This is a genomic window from Streptomyces clavuligerus (assembly GCF_005519465.1).
GTDB lineage: Bacteria > Actinomycetota > Actinomycetes > Streptomycetales > Streptomycetaceae > Streptomyces > Streptomyces clavuligerus.
Genome location: NZ_CP027858.1, coordinates 3,766,757 through 3,784,481 on the forward strand (window position 1 = coordinate 3,766,757; position 17,725 = coordinate 3,784,481).

The window sequence follows — 17,725 nt, forward strand, 5'->3', positions numbered from 1 at the left end:
CCACCGCCCCGGAGGAGGGCCGCCGGAGCGGTGGCGGGGACACGGCCGGGGAGCGGCGGTCGCCGGGACGGCTGCCGGGACGGGGGGATGGTGACGGCGGAGACGGCCGTCGCGATGCCTGCCCTGGTGCTCTTCACCATGGCGCTGGTCTGGGCCCTCACGGCGGTGCTGGCCCAGATCCAGTGCGTCGACGCCGCCAGGGCCGGGGCCCGGGCGGCGGCCCGCTCCGAGCCCTACGCGGAGGCGGTGGGGGCGGCCCGTTCGGCCGCCCCGGCGGGCGCCCGGATCGACCTGGTGCGGGTGGGGCGGCTGTGGCGGGTCCGCGTCTCCGCCCCGGCACCCGGAACGGGCTCCTGGGGCCTGACCGTCCGCGCGGAGGCGGTGGCTCTGGCCGAGGACACCGCAGGGCTCCACCAGGGCGGGTGGGACCGGTGAGCGGCTTCCGCCGCCGAGGGACGCCGGGCACCGGGGCCGTCCGCGCGCCCGTGGCGGGCCGAGCCGCCCGGAAGGTCGGGCGGGGTGGGGACCGGGGGTCCGCGAGCGTCTGGACGGCGACGGCGGCGGGAGTGCTCTGTGCCGTCTTCGCCGCGGTCCTGGCGCTGGGGCAGGCGGTGGCGGTCCGCCACCGTGCCGGTGCGGCGGCCGATCTCGCGGCCCTGGCCGCCGCCGACCACGCCCCGGCGGGCTGGTCCGCCGCCTGCGGGCGGGCCGGGGAGGTCGCCCGGGAGCAGGGCGCGGAGCTGGTGCGCTGCGTGGTCCGGGGCGAGCTGGCCGAGGTGACCGCGCGGGTGCGGCGCGGTCCCTGGGCGCCCGAGGTCCGGGCCCGCGCGGGCCCGCCGGACGCTGCCCCACCGAGCCCGGCCGCCCGGCCGGACCGCGCCGTCCCGCCCGGCCGGGTCGATCCGCCGGACCCCTTGGGGTCCTCGTTCGCCCGTGCGCCCGCCGCGGGACCGTCCTTCGGCCCGCGTTCCGGCGTGGTCGTCCAGGCGGGGCGTACGGGGGCCAAAGGGCCGGTCGGAGGGTCAGCGCAGGGGTTCCGGGGCGTTGCGCAGGAGCTCCCGCAGGAGGCGGACCGCGGCGCGCTTGTGCAGGGGTTCGTTGCCGTTGCCGCATTTCGGGGACTGGACGCAGGAGGGGCAGCCCGCCTCGCACTCACAGACCTCGATGGCCTCGCGGGTCGCGTCCAGCCAGGTCCGCGCGGTGTGGAAGGCCCGTTCCGCGAAGCCCGCGCCGCCGGGGTGGCCGTCGTACACGAAGACGGTCGGCAGCCCGGTGTCCGGGTGGAGCGGCACGGAGACGCCGCCGATGTCCCAGCGGTCGCAGGTGGCGAAGAGTGGGAGGAGGCCGATGGAGGCGTGCTCGGCGGCGTGCAGGGCGCCGCCGAGCTGCTCCGGGGCGATCCGGGCGGCGTCCAGTTGGGACTCGGTGACCGTCCACCACACGGCCCGGGTACGCAGGATCCGCGGAGGCAGGTCGAGCTTGGTCTCGCCCAGCACCTCGCCGGTCATCAGCTTGCGGCGGAGGAAGGAGACCACCTGATGGGTGACCTCGACGGAGCCGTAGCACAGGCGCCCGTCGCCCCAGGGGACCTCGATGTCGGTGCCGAGCACGGAGACGCTGGTGGTGTCCCGGGCGGTGGTCGAGTACGGCGGTACGGCGTCCTCGACGAGGGCCACCGAGTCCTCCAGGTCCAGCCGCCGCACCAGATAGGTGCGGCCCTGGTGGAGATGGACGGCCCCCTCGTGGACGGAGGTGTGGGCGGCCGACTCGTCGACCGTGCCGAGCAGACGTCCGGTGGACTCCTCCACGATCTGCACCGGACGGCCGCCCTCGCCCCGGATGTCGGTGAGGTCGGCGGCCCGCTCCCGCCGGGTCCAGTGCCAGCCGGTGGCCCGGCGGCGCAGCAGCCGGGCGCCCTCCAGCTGGGGCATCAGCCCAGCCGCGGCCGGTCCGAACAGCGCGAGGTCGGCCTCCGTGAGCGGCAGCTCGGCCGCGGCGGCGCACAGATGGGGGGCGAGCACGTAGGGGTTGTCCGGGTCGAGGACGGTGGACTCCACCGGCTGCCGGAACAGCGCCTCGGGGTGGTGGACGAGAAAGGTGTCCAGCGGGTCGTCCCGGGCCACCAGGACCGCCAGGGCGCCCTGGCCCGCCCGTCCGGCGCGCCCCGCCTGCTGCCACAGCGACGCCCGGGTCCCGGGATAGCCCGAGATCACCACCGCGTCGAGCCCGGAGACGTCGACGCCCAGTTCCAGCGCGGTGGTGGCGGCGAGGCCGAGCAGTTCACCGGAGTGCAGGGCGTTCTCCAGGGCCCGTCGCTCCTCGGGGAGATAACCGCCCCGGTAGGCGGCCACCCGCCGGGGCAGCGAGCGGTCCACCTCGGCCAGCCGTTCCTTGGCGATCACGGAGATCAGCTCCGCGCCCCGCCGGGAGCGGACGAAGGCGACCGTGCGGACGCCCTGCACGGTCAGATCGGTGAGGAGGTCCGCGGTCTCCGCCGTGGCCGTGCGGCGTACGGGGGCGCCCCGCTCGCCCCGGAGTTCGGTGAGCGGCGGCTCCCACAGGGCGAAGACCAGCTCGCCGCGCGGGGAGGCGTCGTCGGAGACCTCCACCACCGGCAGACCGGTCAGCCGGTGGGCCGCCACGGCGGGGTCGGCGGCGGTGGCCGAGGCGAGCAGGAAGACGGGGTCGGCCCCGTAGCGGACGCATATCCGCCGCAGTCGCCGCAGCACCTGGGCGACGTGGGAGCCGAAGACGCCCCGGTAGGTGTGGCACTCGTCGATGACGACATAGCGCAGCGACCGCAGGAAGGAGGACCAGCGCGGGTGGGACGGGAGTATCCCGCGGTGGAGCATGTCTGGATTGGTCAGGACATAGGTGGCGTACTGCCGCACCCACTCGCGTTCCTCGACGGGCGTGTCGCCGTCGTAGACCGCAGGGCGCACCCGGTGGCCCAGGGGTTTTGCGAGGGCCTTCACCGCGCGGCACTGGTCGGCCGCCAGCGCCTTGGTGGGGGCGAGGTAGAGCGCGGTCGCGCCCCGCCCGTTGGGGGCCTCGGCACCGTCGAGCAGGGTGGTGAGGACGGGGGCGAGATAGGCGAGCGACTTGCCCGACGCGGTGCCGGTGGCGATGACCACGCTCTCGCCGTCCAGCGCGTGCCCGGCGGCCTCGGCCTGATGCGTCCAGGGGTGCTCCACGCCGGTCAGCCGAATGGCGTTGATCACTTCTGGGCGGATGCGGTGCGGCCAGACGGCATGGCGGCCCGGCCGCGGGGGCAAGTGCTCCGTATGAGTGATGCGCGCGGCCCGGTCCGCCCTTGTGGCGAGCCGGTCGAGGACCTCACCGGGGGAGGGGCGGGTGGGCCCGTTCCCGGGAGGTCGTCTGGGACGCAGATTCTTGGCCATCGGCACCGAGTGTGTCACTGGTGTGACGGACAATGGTCCCAAGGCGTCGTGCATGGCTGTCGGTAAGTGATTGAATGCCATCGCGGCTGGCGACCGTCCTCCGGCTCCGCCGGGGAGACCTGTGGGGGCGGGCGCCCGATAGCAAGGTGCTGGAGGATCAGTGGACCTGTCCCTGTCGACTCGCAATGTGACCGGCCCCGCCGGCGACCGTACGGTCGTCGAGGTCGGTGGCGAGATTGATGTGTATACCGCGCCCAAGCTGCGCGAGCAGTTGGTCGAGCTGGTGAATGACGGCAGCTACCACCTGGTTGTCGACATGGAGGGCGTGGACTTCCTCGACTCCACCGGGCTCGGTGTGCTCGTGGGCGGCCTGAAGCGGGTACGTGCCCATGAGGGCTCGCTGCGTCTGGTCTGCAACCAGGAGCGCATTCTGAAGATTTTCCGGATCACGGGACTCACCAAGGTGTTCCCGATCCACACCACGGTCGACGAAGCGGTCGCTGCCGCCGACTGAGTCCGTCCGGACGGGGACGGCCGCCGCCCGGCCGGGCGCCGGGGTGCAGGCCGCTCGTCGGCCGGGCCCGGTCCGGTCCGGTGGCGGGCACGGCTCTTCGGCCGGTGCGCTGCCGTCCCGTCGGCCCTTCGGCCGTCGGGGCGCACCGGGCCGTTCCGGCGTACCCGTCCGGCGTCCATGAGCGGGCCGGTCTTCTTCCGGGCGGCCGGGGACCAGGGAAGACCGCTGATGAGACAGGGGCACGGCACCACCGTCCCGGGCCCCTGAGATGCACCCGTACGTCCGAGGGGGATCGCATGGCCACCGTCGAACTTCGCTTCAGCGCTCAGCCCGAGCATGTCAGGACCGCCCGCCTGGTGGCCGCTGCCGTGGCGCGCAGGGCGGGGGTGGACGAGGCGGTGCTGGACGAGGTCCGGCTCGCCGTCGGCGAGGCGTGCAGCCGGGCCGTGGGGCTGCACCGCAGTCATGGCATCACCGCGCCCGTCCAGGTGGTGCTGACCGACGAGGACAAGAAGTTCTCCATCGAGGTCGGGGACGAGGTCACGACACCCCCGGAGGGCGCCCGTTCGTCCTCGGGGGCAGGTGCCGAGGAGGACGCGGAGGGCGAGGACGAGATGGGTCTCGCCGTCATCAGCGGCCTGGTCGACGACATGGAAGTCACCGCGAGTGACCGGGGCGGCGTGATCAGGATGACCTGGCCCACGTCCCCCGTCACCGTTCTGCCCTGAAACGGGCCCACGCCCCCCGTCACCGTTCTGGCCCGATACGGCCCCCGGCCGCCCCGGGCCGGTATCCGGTCGCGCCCCGCCGCTGCCCTGCCTGCCCGCAAGGCCCGGAGCGCCATGAGGTCCGGAGCCGTGAAAGGCCCGCAGCGCCTGTGCCCGGCCGGCCCCTCTGCGCCCGGTCGGCCCCTCTGTGCCGCCGGTTCCGGAAGCCCGTCGCGCGGCGGGCCCCGAGGGCGGCTCCCGGCCACACCTCGGACCCGTCCGCGGACGCCCCGGAGGCCGTTTTTCCGAGCCGCCGCAGTACCTTCCCGACATCCTTATGATGTTTCCGGATAGTATTCACACGCCCGGGAACGCACTCGGAAAACCGCCTCGACCGGGCCTCTTTTCCTTCCGCTAGATCGTTTATATAGATCATCGATCAAGCGTCAATGAGTTCGCACCATTACTGCTTTCGGGCATATTTTCGGAACTCGATCATTTGCTGAGTAGCTGCGTAAGGTCAATTGCATTTCCAGCGCCCTGTTTTGATCCCGTTCGGCTCCCTACAATCCGTCCACATCTTGAGCTCTGGACGACGTCAAGGAGGACGAATGGCGGGGCTCTTCACCTCAGAACCGACCGATCTCTCACCTTCTCTCGCGGCTGCGGTACTCACGGACGACAATCGGCTGATCGTCGTGGTCATCGCCGCTGTAGCGGTGGCCGCGCTGGTGTTGGCGCAGGTGCTGGTGCGCCAGGTGCTCGCCGCCGACGAGGGCACCGAATCCATGAAGAAGATCGCGGCGGCGGTACAGGAGGGCGCTAATGCCTATCTGGCCCGCCAGCTGCGCACACTCGGCGTCTTCGCGGTCGTCGTGTTCTTCCTGTTGATGCTTCTCCCGGCGGACGACTGGTCCCAGCGCGCCGGACGTTCTGTGTTCTTCCTGGTGGGTGCGCTTTTCTCGGCGGCCACCGGATACATCGGCATGCGACTGGCCGTACGGGCGAATGTGCGAGTGGCGGCGGCAGCCCGTGAGGCGACACCGGCGGAAGGCGAACCGGAAAAGGATCTGACCGCCGTCGCGCACAAAGCGATGAAGATCGCTTTCCGGACCGGCGGCGTGGTCGGCATGTTCACCGTGGGCCTCGGCCTGCTGGGCGCCTCCTGTGTCGTCCTCGTCTACGCCGCCGACGCCCCCAAGGTCCTGGAGGGCTTCGGTCTCGGGGCCGCCCTGATCGCCATGTTCATGAGGGTCGGCGGCGGGATCTTCACCAAGGCGGCGGATGTCGGGGCCGACCTCGTCGGCAAGGTCGAGCAGGGCATCCCGGAGGACGACCCGCGCAACGCGGCGACCATCGCGGACAACGTCGGCGACAACGTCGGCGACTGCGCCGGAATGGCGGCTGACCTCTTCGAGTCGTACGCGGTCACGCTCGTCGCGGCGCTCATCCTCGGCAAGGCGGCGTTCGGCGACGCCGGGCTCGCCTTTCCGCTGATCGTTCCGGCGATCGGCGTGGTCACCGCGATGATCGGCATCTTCGCGGTCGCCCCGCGGCGCGCCGACCGCAGCGGGATGACCGCCATCAACCGCGGCTTCTTCATCTCCGCGCTGATCTCGCTCGCCCTGGTGGCCGTCGCGGTCTACCTCTATCTGCCGTCCTCGTACGCGGAGCTGGACGGGGTGACCGAGGCGGCCATCAGCGGACACGAGGGCGACCCCCGGGTCCTCGCGCTCGTCGCCGTCGCCATCGGCATCGTGCTCGCCGCGCTGATCCAGCAGCTCACCGGCTACTTCACCGAGACCAACCGGCGCCCCGTCCGGGACATCGGCAAGTCCTCGCTGACGGGGCCCGCGACCGTGGTCCTCGCGGGTGTCTCGGTGGGCCTGGAGTCCGCCGTGTACACCGCGCTGCTGATCGGCCTCGGGGTCTACGGGGCCTTCCTGCTCGGCGGCACCTCGATCATGCTCGCCCTCTTCGCGGTGGCCCTGGCCGGCACCGGATTGCTGACCACCGTCGGCGTGATTGTCGCCATGGACACCTTCGGCCCGGTCTCCGACAACGCGCAGGGCATCGCCGAGATGTCCGGCGACGTCCGGGGCGCGGGCGCGCGGGTCCTCACCGACCTGGACGCCGTCGGCAACACCACCAAGGCCATCACCAAGGGAATCGCCATCGCCACGGCCGTCCTGGCGGCCGCCGCGCTCTTCGGCTCCTACCGCGACGCGATCGCGACCGCGGCCCGGGACGTCGGGGAGAAGGTCGGTGACAGCGGCCCCATGAACCTGGTCATGGACATCTCCCAGCCCAACAACCTCGTCGGGCTGATGCTCGGCGCCGCGGTCGTCTTCCTCTTCGCGGGGCTGGCGATCAACGCGGTCTCCCGGTCCGCGGGCGCGGTGGTCTACGAGGTGCGGCGGCAGTTCCGCGAGCACCCCGGGATCATGGACTACACCGAGAAACCGGAGTACGGCCGGGTCGTCGACATCTGTACGAAGGACGCCCTGCGGGAGCTGGCGACCCCCGGACTGCTCGCGGTGCTCACCCCGATCGCGGTCGGCTTCTCGCTCGGTGTCGGCGCGCTCGGCGCGTTCCTGGCGGGTGCGATCGGCACCGGCACCCTGATGGCCGTCTTCCTGGCCAACTCCGGCGGTTCCTGGGACAACGCCAAGAAGCTCGTCGAGGACGGCCACCACGGCGGCAAGGGCAGCGAGGCGCACGCGGCGACCGTCATCGGCGACACCGTCGGCGACCCCTTCAAGGACACGGCGGGCCCGGCCATCAACCCGCTGCTGAAGGTGATGAACCTGGTGGCGCTGCTGATCGCGCCCGCTGTGGTCCAGTTCAGCTATGGGGACGACGCCAGCGCCGGGATCAGGGCGCTGGTGGCGGTACTCGCGGTCCTGATCATCGTCGGCGCGGTGTACGTGTCCAAGCGCCGCGGCATCACGGTGGGCGGGGACGAGTCCCCGGCCGCCGAGCACGGCGCGTCGTCCCCGGCCGATCCGGCCGTGGTGTCGTAGGCCGTGGTGTCGTAACCGGAGCCCCGGGTCCTGGGGCCGGTGCCACACGGCGGGCGGGCCGCACCTCATCGGTGCGGCCCGCCCGTCCGCTGTGCGGCGGTCGCGTCGGCCGCTGCCGCTCCGGGCCCGTCCGCCACCGTGGTGAGGCTTCTCTCGTGTGGTGCAAATGGTTGCAATACTGTACGAACCTCATGAAGCGCTGGGGGCCGCCACCCGTCCGGCGTGTATGTTCCGGGCCGAGGAGCCTTGGAAGGGACCCATCCGGTGAAGGTGAACAAGAAGCTGGCGGCCGTGCTCTCCGGCGGCGCGGTACTGGTGCTCGCGCTCTCGGGCTGTAGTGAGGAAGAGGACAAATTCACGGTCGACGACTGGGCCAAGAAGTACTGTGACGCCGTCGAGCCGCAGCTCAAGAAGCAGGCGGCGGCCGAGCAACTGATCCGCTCGACCGCGTCGGACGGCAAGCCCGGCGACATCCAGACCGCGGACTCCCGGGCCTTCCAGGAACTCGCCGACGTCTACAAGGGGTACGCGAGCGCCTTCCGCGCCGCGGGCACCCCGCCGGTCGAGAACGGCGCGGAGCTGGTGAAGGCCGCCGCGTCCGAACTGGACGCCAACGCCACGTCGTATCTCAAGCTCAAGCAGCAGGTCGACCAGCTCGACCCCGAGGACCAGCAGACATTCGCGGACGGGCTGGTTCCGGTCGCGGACGGGCTGGCGAAGATCGAGCAGAACCAGAACGCCCGGGACCGGCTGCGCGCGGGCGAGACCGGCACGGCGATGACCAAGCAGCCCGGCTGCAAGCCGGTGGCGTCCGGCTCGACCGGAGGCACCACCTCCTGACCCGCCTCCCGACCCCGGGCCCGCACGGCTGACCGGCGGGCCCGGGTCCCGTACCCGGGTGACCGGCACAGACGGCGGGTGCGTCGGCGGGTGTCAGTGGGGGCGGCCACAATGGCGGTGTGAGTACGACCCGTGTCGCCGTTACCGGCCTCCCCTCGCCCGCCGCCGCGCCCCGGCTCAGGGACGCACTGCTGACCGGCGCGTTCACCGCCGACGGCCTGCTCGACCTGCTCGGCGCCCCCGCCTACGCGGCGCTCGCCCGCAGCGAGACCGTCCCCGCCCTGCGGGCCACCCGGAGCACCGGCGTCCTGGAGACGCTGATACGGCTCTTCCTGCTCCAGTGCCCCGTGCCGGCCGAGCGGGCCCGGGCCGCCCTCCCGCTGGAGCAGTGCCTCGCCGACGGCTGGCTGCTCCGCGACGGCGACGCGGTGCGCGCCACGGTGGACGTGCGCCCGTACGGCGGACCCGAGGGCCAGGACTGGTACATCGTCTCCGACCTCGGCTGCGCGGTCGGCGGAGCGGGCGGCTCCGCCGGGCAGGACGAGCAGGTCGTCCTGGGCGTCGGCGGCGCGTCCACCACCCTCGCCGGAATCACCGTGCGCACCCCCGTGGGTTCCGCGCTCGACCTGGGCACCGGCTCCGGCATCCAGGCGCTGCACGCCGCCCAGCACGCCACCCGGGTCACGGCCACCGATCTCAATCCGCGTGCCCTGCACTTCACCCGGCTCACCCTCGCCCTCTCCGCCGCGCCGGAGGCCGAGCTGAAGGAGGGCTCGCTCTTCGAGCCGGTCGGCCAGGACACCTTCGACCTCATCGTGTCCAACCCGCCGTTCGTCATCTCGCCGGGCGCCCGGCTCACCTACCGCGACGGCGGCATGGGCGGCGACGACCTCTGCCGTTCGCTCGTCCAGCAGGCCGGAGACCGGCTGAACGACGGTGGGTACGCACAGTTTCTCGCCAATTGGCAGCATGTCGACGGGGAGCCCTGGCAGGAGCGGCTGCGCTCCTGGGTGCCGCGCGGCTGCGACGCCTGGATCGTGCAGCGCGAGGTCCAGGACATCGCGCAGTACGCCGAGCTGTGGCTGCGGGACAGCGGTGACCACCGGGGCGACCCCGAGCGCTACCGCCGCCGGTACGAGGAGTGGCTGGACGAGTTCGAGGCGCGCGGGACCAGGGCCGTCGGCTTCGGCTGGATCACCCTGCGCAAGTCGGGGTCGGAGCGGCCCTCCGTGGTGGCCGAGGAGTGGCCGCACCCGGTCGAGCAGCCGCTCGGCGCCACCGTGCGGGCCCACTTCGACCGGCAGGACTATCTGCGGACGCACGACGACGCCGCGCTGCTCGCCGACCACTTCGCCCTCGTTCCCGAGGTCACCCAGGAGCAGATGGGGCTCCCCGGCGAGGAGCACCCCGAGCATGTGGTGCTGCGGCAGAACCGGGGGATGCGCCGGGCCACCAAGGTGGACACGGTGGGCGCGGGGTTCGCCGGGGCGTGCGACGGCACGCTGAGCGCGGGCCGCATCCTGGACGCCATCGCCCAGCTCATCGGCGAGGACCCGGTGCTGCTGCGGGACCGCACTCCGCAGGCGCTCCGGCTGCTGGTGGAGGAGGGGTTCCTGGAGCCCGTGAGCCGCTGAACCCCTGAACGCCGGTGGAGCCGGTGGGCCCCCGCGCCCGCGAGCCGACGGGGCCCGGCGGTCCGCCCGGAGCCCCGAGGAACCGGAGCCCCAGGGCTCCGGGAGTCCCCCGGACCCCGGGGACCGGCGGAGCGGGGCATATCGCGTCGGCCAGGGAGCGGAATCGGCCAAGGACCGGCCCCCGCCCGGGTGAACCCACGCGGCGTTCACCCCGAATTCGCGCCTCCGACGACCGGAAGTGCCAGCCTCGGCCCCGTTGGCATCCGGGGATGTTTTCCGGATCATCCGGGCATCGCTCCGGACATCGGGACAGAATCGGGGTACGGGTATGGAAAGCGTGCCGGCGATCTTCGCCGGAACGGCGTTCGCGCTGTTCGGGGCAGGGCTGCTGGGATGGACGGGGGTCCGGGTCGGACAGCGGGCACCGGTCGCCCACGGGGTGGACCAGAGACGGGCCGCCGTCGCCACCGCCGTCTGCGGCGTGGCCTGTCTCCTTCTCGGAGTGTGGTGCTTCGGCCGGGTCTGAGACAGGCACCGGACAGCGTCGGGCCGGTCCGGGCGGCAGGAATGCCCGGACTCGGGTTACCGTTCGAGTGGCCGTTGCGGGCTTTCGCCGTTTGACACGGGGGCGGGTTGTACCGTCACACTCCGCAGCGGCAGCAGCACCACGCTGCACCCTTGCAGCAGCACGACAGCGCCACAGCGGTCGGCCCCGGGCCGTGCCGCGGTGACCGCGCCCACCGAGTGCCGACCGGAGAGAAGAGCGAAGTTGTCCCCGACCAGCGAGACCGCACAGGGCGGCCGACGCCTCGTGATCGTCGAGTCGCCCGCCAAGGCGAAGACGATCAAGGGCTACCTCGGCCCCGGCTATGTCGTCGAGGCGAGCGTCGGGCACATCCGCGACCTCCCGAACGGCGCGGCCGAGGTGCCGGAGAAGTACACCGGCGAGGTGCGCCGTCTCGGTGTGGATGTCGAGCATGACTTCCAGCCGGTCTACGTGGTCAACGCGGACAAGAAGGCCCAGGTCAGGAAGCTCAAGGAGCAGCTCGCCGAGTCGGACGAGCTCTATCTCGCCACCGATGAGGACCGCGAGGGCGAGGCCATCGCCTGGCATCTGCTGGAGGTCCTCAAGCCCAAGGTCCCCGTCCACCGGATGGTCTTCCACGAGATCACCAAGGACGCGATCCGGGACGCCGTCGCCAATCCGCGCCAGCTCAACCAGCGGATGGTCGACGCCCAGGAGACCCGCCGCATCCTGGACCGGCTCTACGGCTACGAGGTCTCGCCGGTCCTGTGGAAGAAGGTCATGCCCCGGCTCTCGGCCGGCCGGGTCCAGTCCGTCGCCACCCGTCTCGTCGTCGAGCGGGAGCGCGAGCGCCGGGCCTTCACCTCCGCCGAGTACTGGGATCTGACCGGCACGTTCGCCACCGGCCGCCGGGGCGACGCCTCCGACCCGTCCTCCTTCACCGCCCGGCTGAACACGGTCGACGGGCAGCGCGTCGCCCAGGGCCGTGACTTCGGCCCGGACGGGCTCCTGAAGTCCGGCTCGTCGGCCCAGGTGCTCCACCTCGACGAGGCGAACGCCCGCGCCCTGGCCGCGGCGCTGGAGAACACCTCGTTCACCGTGCGCTCGGTCGAGTCCAAGCCGTACCGCCGGGCCCCCTACGCGCCGTTCCGCACCACGACGCTCCAGCAGGAGGCGTCCCGGAAGCTCGGCTTCGGGGCCAAGGCGACGATGCAGGTCGCGCAGAAGCTGTACGAGAACGGCTTCATCACCTATATGCGTACGGACTCCACCACGCTCTCCGAGACCGCGGTGGCGGCGGCCCGGGCGCAGGTCACCCAGCTCTACGGGGCGGGTTATCTGCCGGAGAAGCCGCGGGTCTACGCGGGCAAGGTCAAGAACGCCCAGGAGGCGCACGAGGCGATTCGTCCTTCGGGTGATCGTTTCCGCACCCCCGCCGAGACCGGTCTGACCGGTGACCAGTTCAAGCTCTACGAGCTGATCTGGAAGCGGACGGTGGCCTCCCAGATGAAGGACGCCACCGGGAACTCCGTCACCGTGCGGATCGGCGGCACCGCGTCGGACGGCCGGGACGCGGAGTTCACCGCGTCCGGCAAGACGATCACGTTCCACGGCTTCATGAAGGCGTATGTCGAGGGCGCCGACGACCCGAACGCCGAGCTGGACGACCGCGAGCGCAGGCTGCCGCAGGTCACCGAGGGCGACGGGCTCACCGCCGAGGAGATCTCGGCCGACGGCCACGCCACCAAGCCGCCCGCCCGCTACACCGAGGCATCGCTGGTCAAGGAGTTGGAGGAGCGCGAGATCGGCCGCCCCTCCACCTACGCCTCGATCATCGGCACCATCCTCGACCGCGGCTATGTCTTCAAGAAGGGGACGGCGCTGGTCCCGTCCTTCCTGAGCTTCGCCGTGGTCAATCTGCTGGAGAAGCACTTCGGCCAGCTCGTCGACTACGACTTCACCGCCAAGATGGAGGACGACCTCGACTGCATCGCCCGGGGCGAGGCCCAGGCCGTGCCGTGGCTGAAGCGCTTCTACTTCGGTGAGGGAGAGGGCGGCGAGGGCACGGGCGCCGCGGCGGGCCGCACCGGCGACGGCGACCACCTCGGCGGTCTCAAGGCGCTGGTCACCGACCTCGGCGCGATCGACGCCCGGGAGATCTCCAGCTTCCCCGTCGGCAACGGCATCGTGCTCCGCGTCGGCCGCTACGGCCCGTACATCGAGCGCGGCGAGAAGGACACCGAGGGCCACCAGCGCGCGGATGTCCCCGACGACCTGGCGCCCGACGAGCTGACCGTCGGGCTGGCGGAGGAGCTGCTGGCCAAGCCGAGCGGTGACTTCGTGCTCGGCAACGACCCGCGGACCGGCCATGAGATCGTCGCCAAGGACGGCCGCTACGGCCCGTACGTCACCGAGATCCTGCCCGAGGGCACCCCGAAGACCGGCAAGAACGCGGTGAAGCCGCGGACCGCGTCGCTCTTCAAGTCGATGGCGCTGGACACGGTCACCCTGGAGGACGCGCTGCGGCTGATGTCCCTGCCCCGGGTCGTCGGCGCCGACGCCGAAGGGGTCGAGATCACCGCGCAGAACGGCCGGTACGGCCCGTATCTGAAGAAGGGCACCGACTCGCGCTCCCTGGAGAACGAGGACCAGCTCTTCACGATCACGCTCGACGAGGCGCTGGCGATCTACGCCCAGCCCAAGCAGCGGGGCCGCGCCGCGGCCAAGCCGCCGCTGAAGGAGCTGGGCACCGACCCGGTCAGCGAGCGCCCCGTGGTCGTCAAGGACGGCCGCTTCGGCCCGTATGTCACGGACGGCGAGACCAACGCGACCCTGCGGACCGCCGACAGCGTGGAGACGATCACGCCGGAGCGCGGTTACGAGCTGCTCGCCGAGAAGCGGGCCAAGGGCCCCGCCAAGAAGACGGCGAAGAAGGCGCCCGCGAAGAAGGCGCCTGCCAAGAAGACGGCCGCCAAGACCGCCGCGAAGAAGACGACGACGGCGGCGAAGAAGACGGCCACCGCGAAGACGACGGCGAAGAAGACGACGACGGCCAAGGCCACGACGGCCAGGACCGCCGCGAAGAAGACCGCGGCCAAGAAGGCGGCGGCGGCCCCGGTCGCCGAGGACTGACCGGACTGGATTGACCGGACCGGCCGGATTGACCCGACCGGCGGGGTTGACCGGACCGGCCGGGTGGTGCGGCCTCCCTCGGTGGGGGGCCTCGACGGCCCGGGCCCGGCGTCGACCGGAGAGGTCCCCGTACGCCGACCGGACAGGTGTTCGTTCACCGGCGGACTCTCCGGGGTGCCGGATGGGGTGTTTTCGGCCACGTCCTGGGTCCCCGCCCTGGCGCTCGGGGCGTTCCGGCAGGTCATGACGGTCGTCCGCGAAGTCCTGGGGGGCGGGCGGGGGCAGCCCCCTGTCGTGCCCCGGACACGGAGGGTTCGTGCCGCCGACCGGCGTCCCGTGCGTATGTTCGGCGAGCTCCGCGAGGAGCACCGCGGTCCGGATAGGCTGGGCGGATGACGCGATCCGAGCAGCCGGCCGAGCAGCAGGCGGCCGTGGGGCCCGTCTCCGGGACCGCCCCCGGCCCCGACGACTCCGACGCCCTCGCCGCGGACTCCCGTGAGCGGGCGCTGCGTGCCCTGCTGCGCGTACCCACACTCCGTACCCTCTGGAACGCCCAGGCGGTCGGCGGCATCGGCGACGCCCTCGCGGTCCTCGTCCTGCTGCTGCTCACCCTTCAGGCCGCGGTGGTGGAGGGCGGGTTCGGCGGCGGCTACCGGGGCGCCGCGCTCTCCGTGGCCGCGGTGCTCGGCGTGCGCGCCGTGGCGACCGTCCTGTTCGGGGCCGTGCTCCTCGGCCCGCTGGCCAGGCTCACCTCGTCCGGGGGACCGCTGGACCGGCGCTGGACGATGATCGGCGCGGACGGCGTACGGCTCGTCCTGCTGGTCCTCGCCCCGCTCTGGATCGACTGGACCCCCGACAGCGCGGCCGTGATCCTGCTCGCGACCGTCCTGGTGACAGGGGCGGCGGAACGGCTGTGGACCGTCGCCCGCGACGGCGCCGCCCCCGCGCTGCTGCCCGCTCCGCCGCTGGAGGGCGCGGCCGTCCGGCCGCTGCCCGACCACCTCGGCGCGCTGCGGCGGCTGTGGCTGCGCACCTCGTTCCTGGCGATCCCGGCCGGTGCGGCCGTGCTGCTGGTCGCGACCCTGATCGGCCGGCTGCTCGGGACCGGCATCGACTGGTTCTCCGTCCACCAGGCCGCCCTCGGGTCCTATGTCGCCGCCGGACTCTTCTCCGCGTCCGCCGCGCTGGTCTGGTCCGTCACCCTGCCGGGCGGAACGACGCCCCGGCCGCGTTCGCCGTTCGAAGGGCTGCGTCGGCCGCCCCGTGCCGCCGCGGCGGTGGACGGCGGTGCGGCAGGGGACGGCGGTGCGGCCGAGGGCAAGGACGCCGGTCGCACGGGTGCGGTGCCCTTCTATGTGCTGGCGTGCGCGGCGGTCGCGGGTGCGGTCGCGGCGGCCGTCTCCGTCTCCGTTCTGCACGCCGCGGACCTCGGAGGCGGACCCTCCGCCTTCGCTCTGCTGGTGCTCGCCCTGACCGGCGGCACCGCTGTCGGCATCCGGGCCGCGCGGTCCGTGCTGCCCACGCTCTCGCGCCGCAGGCTGCTGGCGCTCGCGGTCGCCGTCACCGGGGTCGCCCTGCTGGCGACCGGTCTCGTACCGGACACCGCGACCGTGCTGTTCCTCGCCGTTCTCGCCGGTGTGTCCGCCGGTGTCGCGGCCAACGTCGGACACGCCCTCGTCGACCAGGAGACCGAGGCCCCGCGCCAGGCGCGCATGACGGACCATCTCCAGGCGGTCGTCCGCGTCGCCGTCGGGGCGGGCGCGCTTGCCGCGCCGCTGCTGGCCGCCGCGATCGGCCCGTACCGGCTGGCGGTCGGGGACGCCGTCCTCGCCCACGGCGGCGCGGCCTTCACCCTGATGCTGGCGGGCGCGCTGCTGCTGCCGGTCGCCGCGGTCGTCCTCGCCAGGACCGACGACCGCGCCGGTGTACCGCTCCGCCGCGATCTGGGCGAGGCCCTGCGCGGCGGCGCCGACCCCGCCCAGGCACCGGCCGCCACGGGCTTCTTCATCGCGCTGGAGGGCGGCGACGGAGCCGGGAAGTCCACCCAGGCCGAAGCGCTCGCCACCTGGATTCGCAACAAGGGCCACGAGGTCGTCGTCACCCGTGAGCCGGGTGCCACCCCCGTCGGCAAGCGGCTGCGCTCGATCCTGCTGGACGTGGCCTCCGCCGGGCTGTCCAACCGCGCCGAGGCGCTGCTGTACGCGGCGGACCGCGCCGAGCACGTCGGCTCGGTGGTCCGGCCCGCGCTGGAGCGGGGCGCCGTGGTGATCTCCGACCGGTACATCGACTCCTCGGTCGCCTACCAGGGCGCGGGCCGCGATCTGTCGCCGACGGAGATCGCCCGCATCTCGCGCTGGGCGACGGATGGGCTCGTTCCGCATCTGACGGTGCTGCTGGACGTCTCGCCGGAGACCGCGCGCGAGCGGTTCACGGAGGCGCCCGACCGGCTGGAGTCGGAGCCCGCGGAGTTCCACCGGCGGGTCCGCTCCGGTTTCCTGACGCTGGCCGCCGGTGACCCGGCGCGCTATCTCGTGGTGGACGCCGGGCAGGAGCCGGAGGCCGTCACCACGGTGGTCCGCCACCGGCTCGACCAGATGCTGCCGCTCTCGGAGGCCGAGGTCCGCGCGCGCGAGGAGGCGCGGCGGCGCGAGGCCGAGCGGATCGCGGAGGAGGCACGGCGCAAGGCCGAGGAGGAGGCCGCCCGCAAGGCAGAGGAGGAGCGCCTGGAGCGGGAGCGCCAGGAGCAGCTCGCCCGGCTGCGGGCCGAGGAGGAGGAGCGCCGCAAGGCGGAGGAAGAGGAGGCCAAGCGGCTGGAGGCCGAACGGCTCGCGGAGGAGGCCCGGCAGCGCGCCGAGGAGACCCGCAGACTGGCCGAGGAGGAGCGCCGCAGGCGGGAGGCCGAGGAGCGGGCGCGCCGCGAGGAGCAGGAGCGGCTGCGCGTCCTGGCGGCCGAGCAGGCCAGGCTGCGCGCGGAGGCGGAGGCCCGGCGGCTGGAGAAGCAGCGCAAGGCCGAGGAGGCACTTCTGCGGGCCGAGGCGGCCCGGCGGGAGGCGGAGGAGCAGGAGCGGCGCGCGGCCGAGGAGCGGCGTGCGGCGGCGGAGCTGTCGGCGCAGGAGAAGACGGTGGAGACGCCGTTGCCTGCGCCGCCCGCCGAAGGTTCCGGTTCCCGTTCCCGTTCCCGTGAGGGGGCGGGTGCGGACGGGGACGGTGACGAGATCACCGTGGTCACGCCCGTGGTCCGGCCGGACGACGAGACGCAGGAGGTGCCGGGGGCGGGGCGCGGCGGCGCGGCGGACTCCCGGAGCCGGGGCTCCGGTTCCGGTGTCTCAGGACCGGTGTCGGCCATGGACGAGACGGCGGTGCTGCCGCCGGTCCGGGACGCGGGCGCGGACATGGAGGAGACGGCGGTGCTGCCTCCGGTCCGGGACGAGCGGCCGGTGGACAAGGTGCCGCCGGGCTTCTTCCGGGACGAGTCCGGCGCGTCGCCCGTTCCGCCGTCGGCCCCGTCGTCCGCCGCCCCGTCGTCCGCCGGTGCTCCGGCCGGGCAGGCGGAGCCCCAGGACCGTACGCGGGAGCTGCCGCGGATCGACCCTGACGGCGCCGCGCCCGCCGGGGCGGAGCAGTCCCCCCGGCGCCGCCGTCCGGCCTGGGCGGAGGAGACGCCGCTCGACGATCTGCCCACGCTCGCCGACGAGCTGCTGGGCGGGTACGAGGGCGACGACCACCGGCGGCCCGGGAACGGCGGCGGCGACGGGACGACGGGGCGGGAGCGCGGCCCGCGCCGTTAGGACGAGCCGTCGCGGGCCGGTCGTTCCGGTGGTGGGACGGCGTTGTCGTACCCCTCCCTCACAATGGGGGGTGCACAGGAACGACCGGGACGTGGCCGCCGTACCCGGCCGTCCGGCCTTGCGGCATGCGCACCGCATGGTGCACGGCAGCGGCGGTACA

10 protein-coding genes and 1 pseudogene are annotated in these 17,725 nt (G+C 73.2%); 10 read left to right on the top strand and 1 reads right to left on the bottom strand.

What is annotated here, in order from left to right:
- The first annotated feature begins 87 nt into the window (after positions 1-87).
- Together CRV15_RS36740 and CRV15_RS37890 are read left to right on the top strand one after the other, a co-directional pair.
- Complete coding sequence (locus CRV15_RS36740) at positions 88-435, top strand: TadE family type IV pilus minor pilin (protein ID WP_009996593.1); 348 nt, start codon at positions 88-90, stop codon at positions 433-435.
- A 131-nt stretch (positions 436-566) separates the two neighbouring features.
- Positions 567-776: pseudogene (locus CRV15_RS37890) on the top strand (Rv3654c family TadE-like protein); the annotation flags it as partial.
- A 246-nt stretch (positions 777-1,022) separates the two neighbouring features.
- Here CRV15_RS37890 and CRV15_RS15785 read toward each other — a convergent pair.
- Positions 1,023-3,482, bottom strand: coding sequence for a DEAD/DEAH box helicase (locus tag CRV15_RS15785; RefSeq protein ID WP_003960901.1), 2,460 nt, complete (start codon positions 3,480-3,482; stop codon positions 1,023-1,025).
- 79 nt (positions 3,483-3,561) lie between these two features.
- Between CRV15_RS15785 and CRV15_RS15790 the strand changes: the two genes are divergently transcribed.
- The 8 genes from CRV15_RS15790 to tmk all read left to right on the top strand — a co-directional run bounded on the left by CRV15_RS15790 (position 3,562) and on the right by tmk (position 17,565).
- Positions 3,562-3,915, top strand: coding sequence for an STAS domain-containing protein (locus CRV15_RS15790; RefSeq protein WP_003953726.1), 354 nt, complete (start codon positions 3,562-3,564; stop codon positions 3,913-3,915).
- Between the two features lie 296 nt (positions 3,916-4,211).
- Positions 4,212-4,643, top strand: a complete 432-nt coding sequence (locus tag CRV15_RS15795; RefSeq protein ID WP_003953725.1) for an ATP-binding protein — start codon at positions 4,212-4,214, stop codon at positions 4,641-4,643.
- 590 nt (positions 4,644-5,233) lie between these two features.
- Positions 5,234-7,645: a sodium-translocating pyrophosphatase gene (locus CRV15_RS15800; protein WP_003953724.1), complete on the top strand. Its 2,412-nt coding sequence runs from the start codon at positions 5,234-5,236 to the stop codon at positions 7,643-7,645.
- Between the two features lie 246 nt (positions 7,646-7,891).
- Positions 7,892-8,485 carry a hypothetical protein gene (locus CRV15_RS15805; RefSeq protein WP_003953723.1) on the top strand — a complete coding sequence of 198 codons (594 nt, stop codon included), beginning with the start codon at positions 7,892-7,894 and terminating at the stop codon, positions 8,483-8,485.
- A gap of 119 nt (positions 8,486-8,604) precedes the next feature.
- Entirely contained in the window at positions 8,605-10,119 is a 1,515-nt protein-coding gene (locus tag CRV15_RS15810) for a DUF7059 domain-containing protein (protein WP_003953722.1), read from the top strand.
- A 328-nt stretch (positions 10,120-10,447) separates the two neighbouring features.
- Positions 10,448-10,645 carry a hypothetical protein gene (locus CRV15_RS15815; RefSeq protein WP_003953721.1) on the top strand — a complete coding sequence of 66 codons (198 nt, stop codon included), beginning with the start codon at positions 10,448-10,450 and terminating at the stop codon, positions 10,643-10,645.
- A gap of 243 nt (positions 10,646-10,888) precedes the next feature.
- The gene (gene topA, locus CRV15_RS15820) at positions 10,889-13,777 is read left to right on the top strand and encodes a type I DNA topoisomerase (protein WP_009996581.1); all 2,889 of its coding nucleotides are present in this window, start codon (positions 10,889-10,891) and stop codon (positions 13,775-13,777) included.
- A gap of 392 nt (positions 13,778-14,169) precedes the next feature.
- The gene (gene tmk / locus CRV15_RS15830; protein ID WP_003960897.1) at positions 14,170-17,565 is read left to right on the top strand and encodes a dTMP kinase; all 3,396 of its coding nucleotides are present in this window, start codon (positions 14,170-14,172) and stop codon (positions 17,563-17,565) included.
- Positions 17,566-17,725 lie beyond the last annotated feature (160 nt).

What these genes read in the sequence shown, in the direction of transcription:
- CRV15_RS15815 (WP_003953721.1), top strand. Translation starts at nt 10,448, where the DNA reads ATGGAAAGCGTGCCGGCGATCTTCGCCGGAACGGCGTTCGCGCTGTTC.
- CRV15_RS36740 (WP_009996593.1), top strand. Translation starts at nt 88, where the DNA reads ATGGTGACGGCGGAGACGGCCGTCGCGATGCCTGCCCTGGTGCTCTTC.
- CRV15_RS15785 (WP_003960901.1), bottom strand. Translation starts at nt 3,482, where the DNA reads ATGGCATTCAATCACTTACCGACAGCCATGCACGACGCCTTGGGACCA.
- CRV15_RS15795 (WP_003953725.1), top strand. Translation starts at nt 4,212, where the DNA reads ATGGCCACCGTCGAACTTCGCTTCAGCGCTCAGCCCGAGCATGTCAGG.
- CRV15_RS15800 (WP_003953724.1), top strand. Translation starts at nt 5,234, where the DNA reads ATGGCGGGGCTCTTCACCTCAGAACCGACCGATCTCTCACCTTCTCTC.
- tmk (WP_003960897.1), top strand. Translation starts at nt 14,170, where the DNA reads ATGACGCGATCCGAGCAGCCGGCCGAGCAGCAGGCGGCCGTGGGGCCC.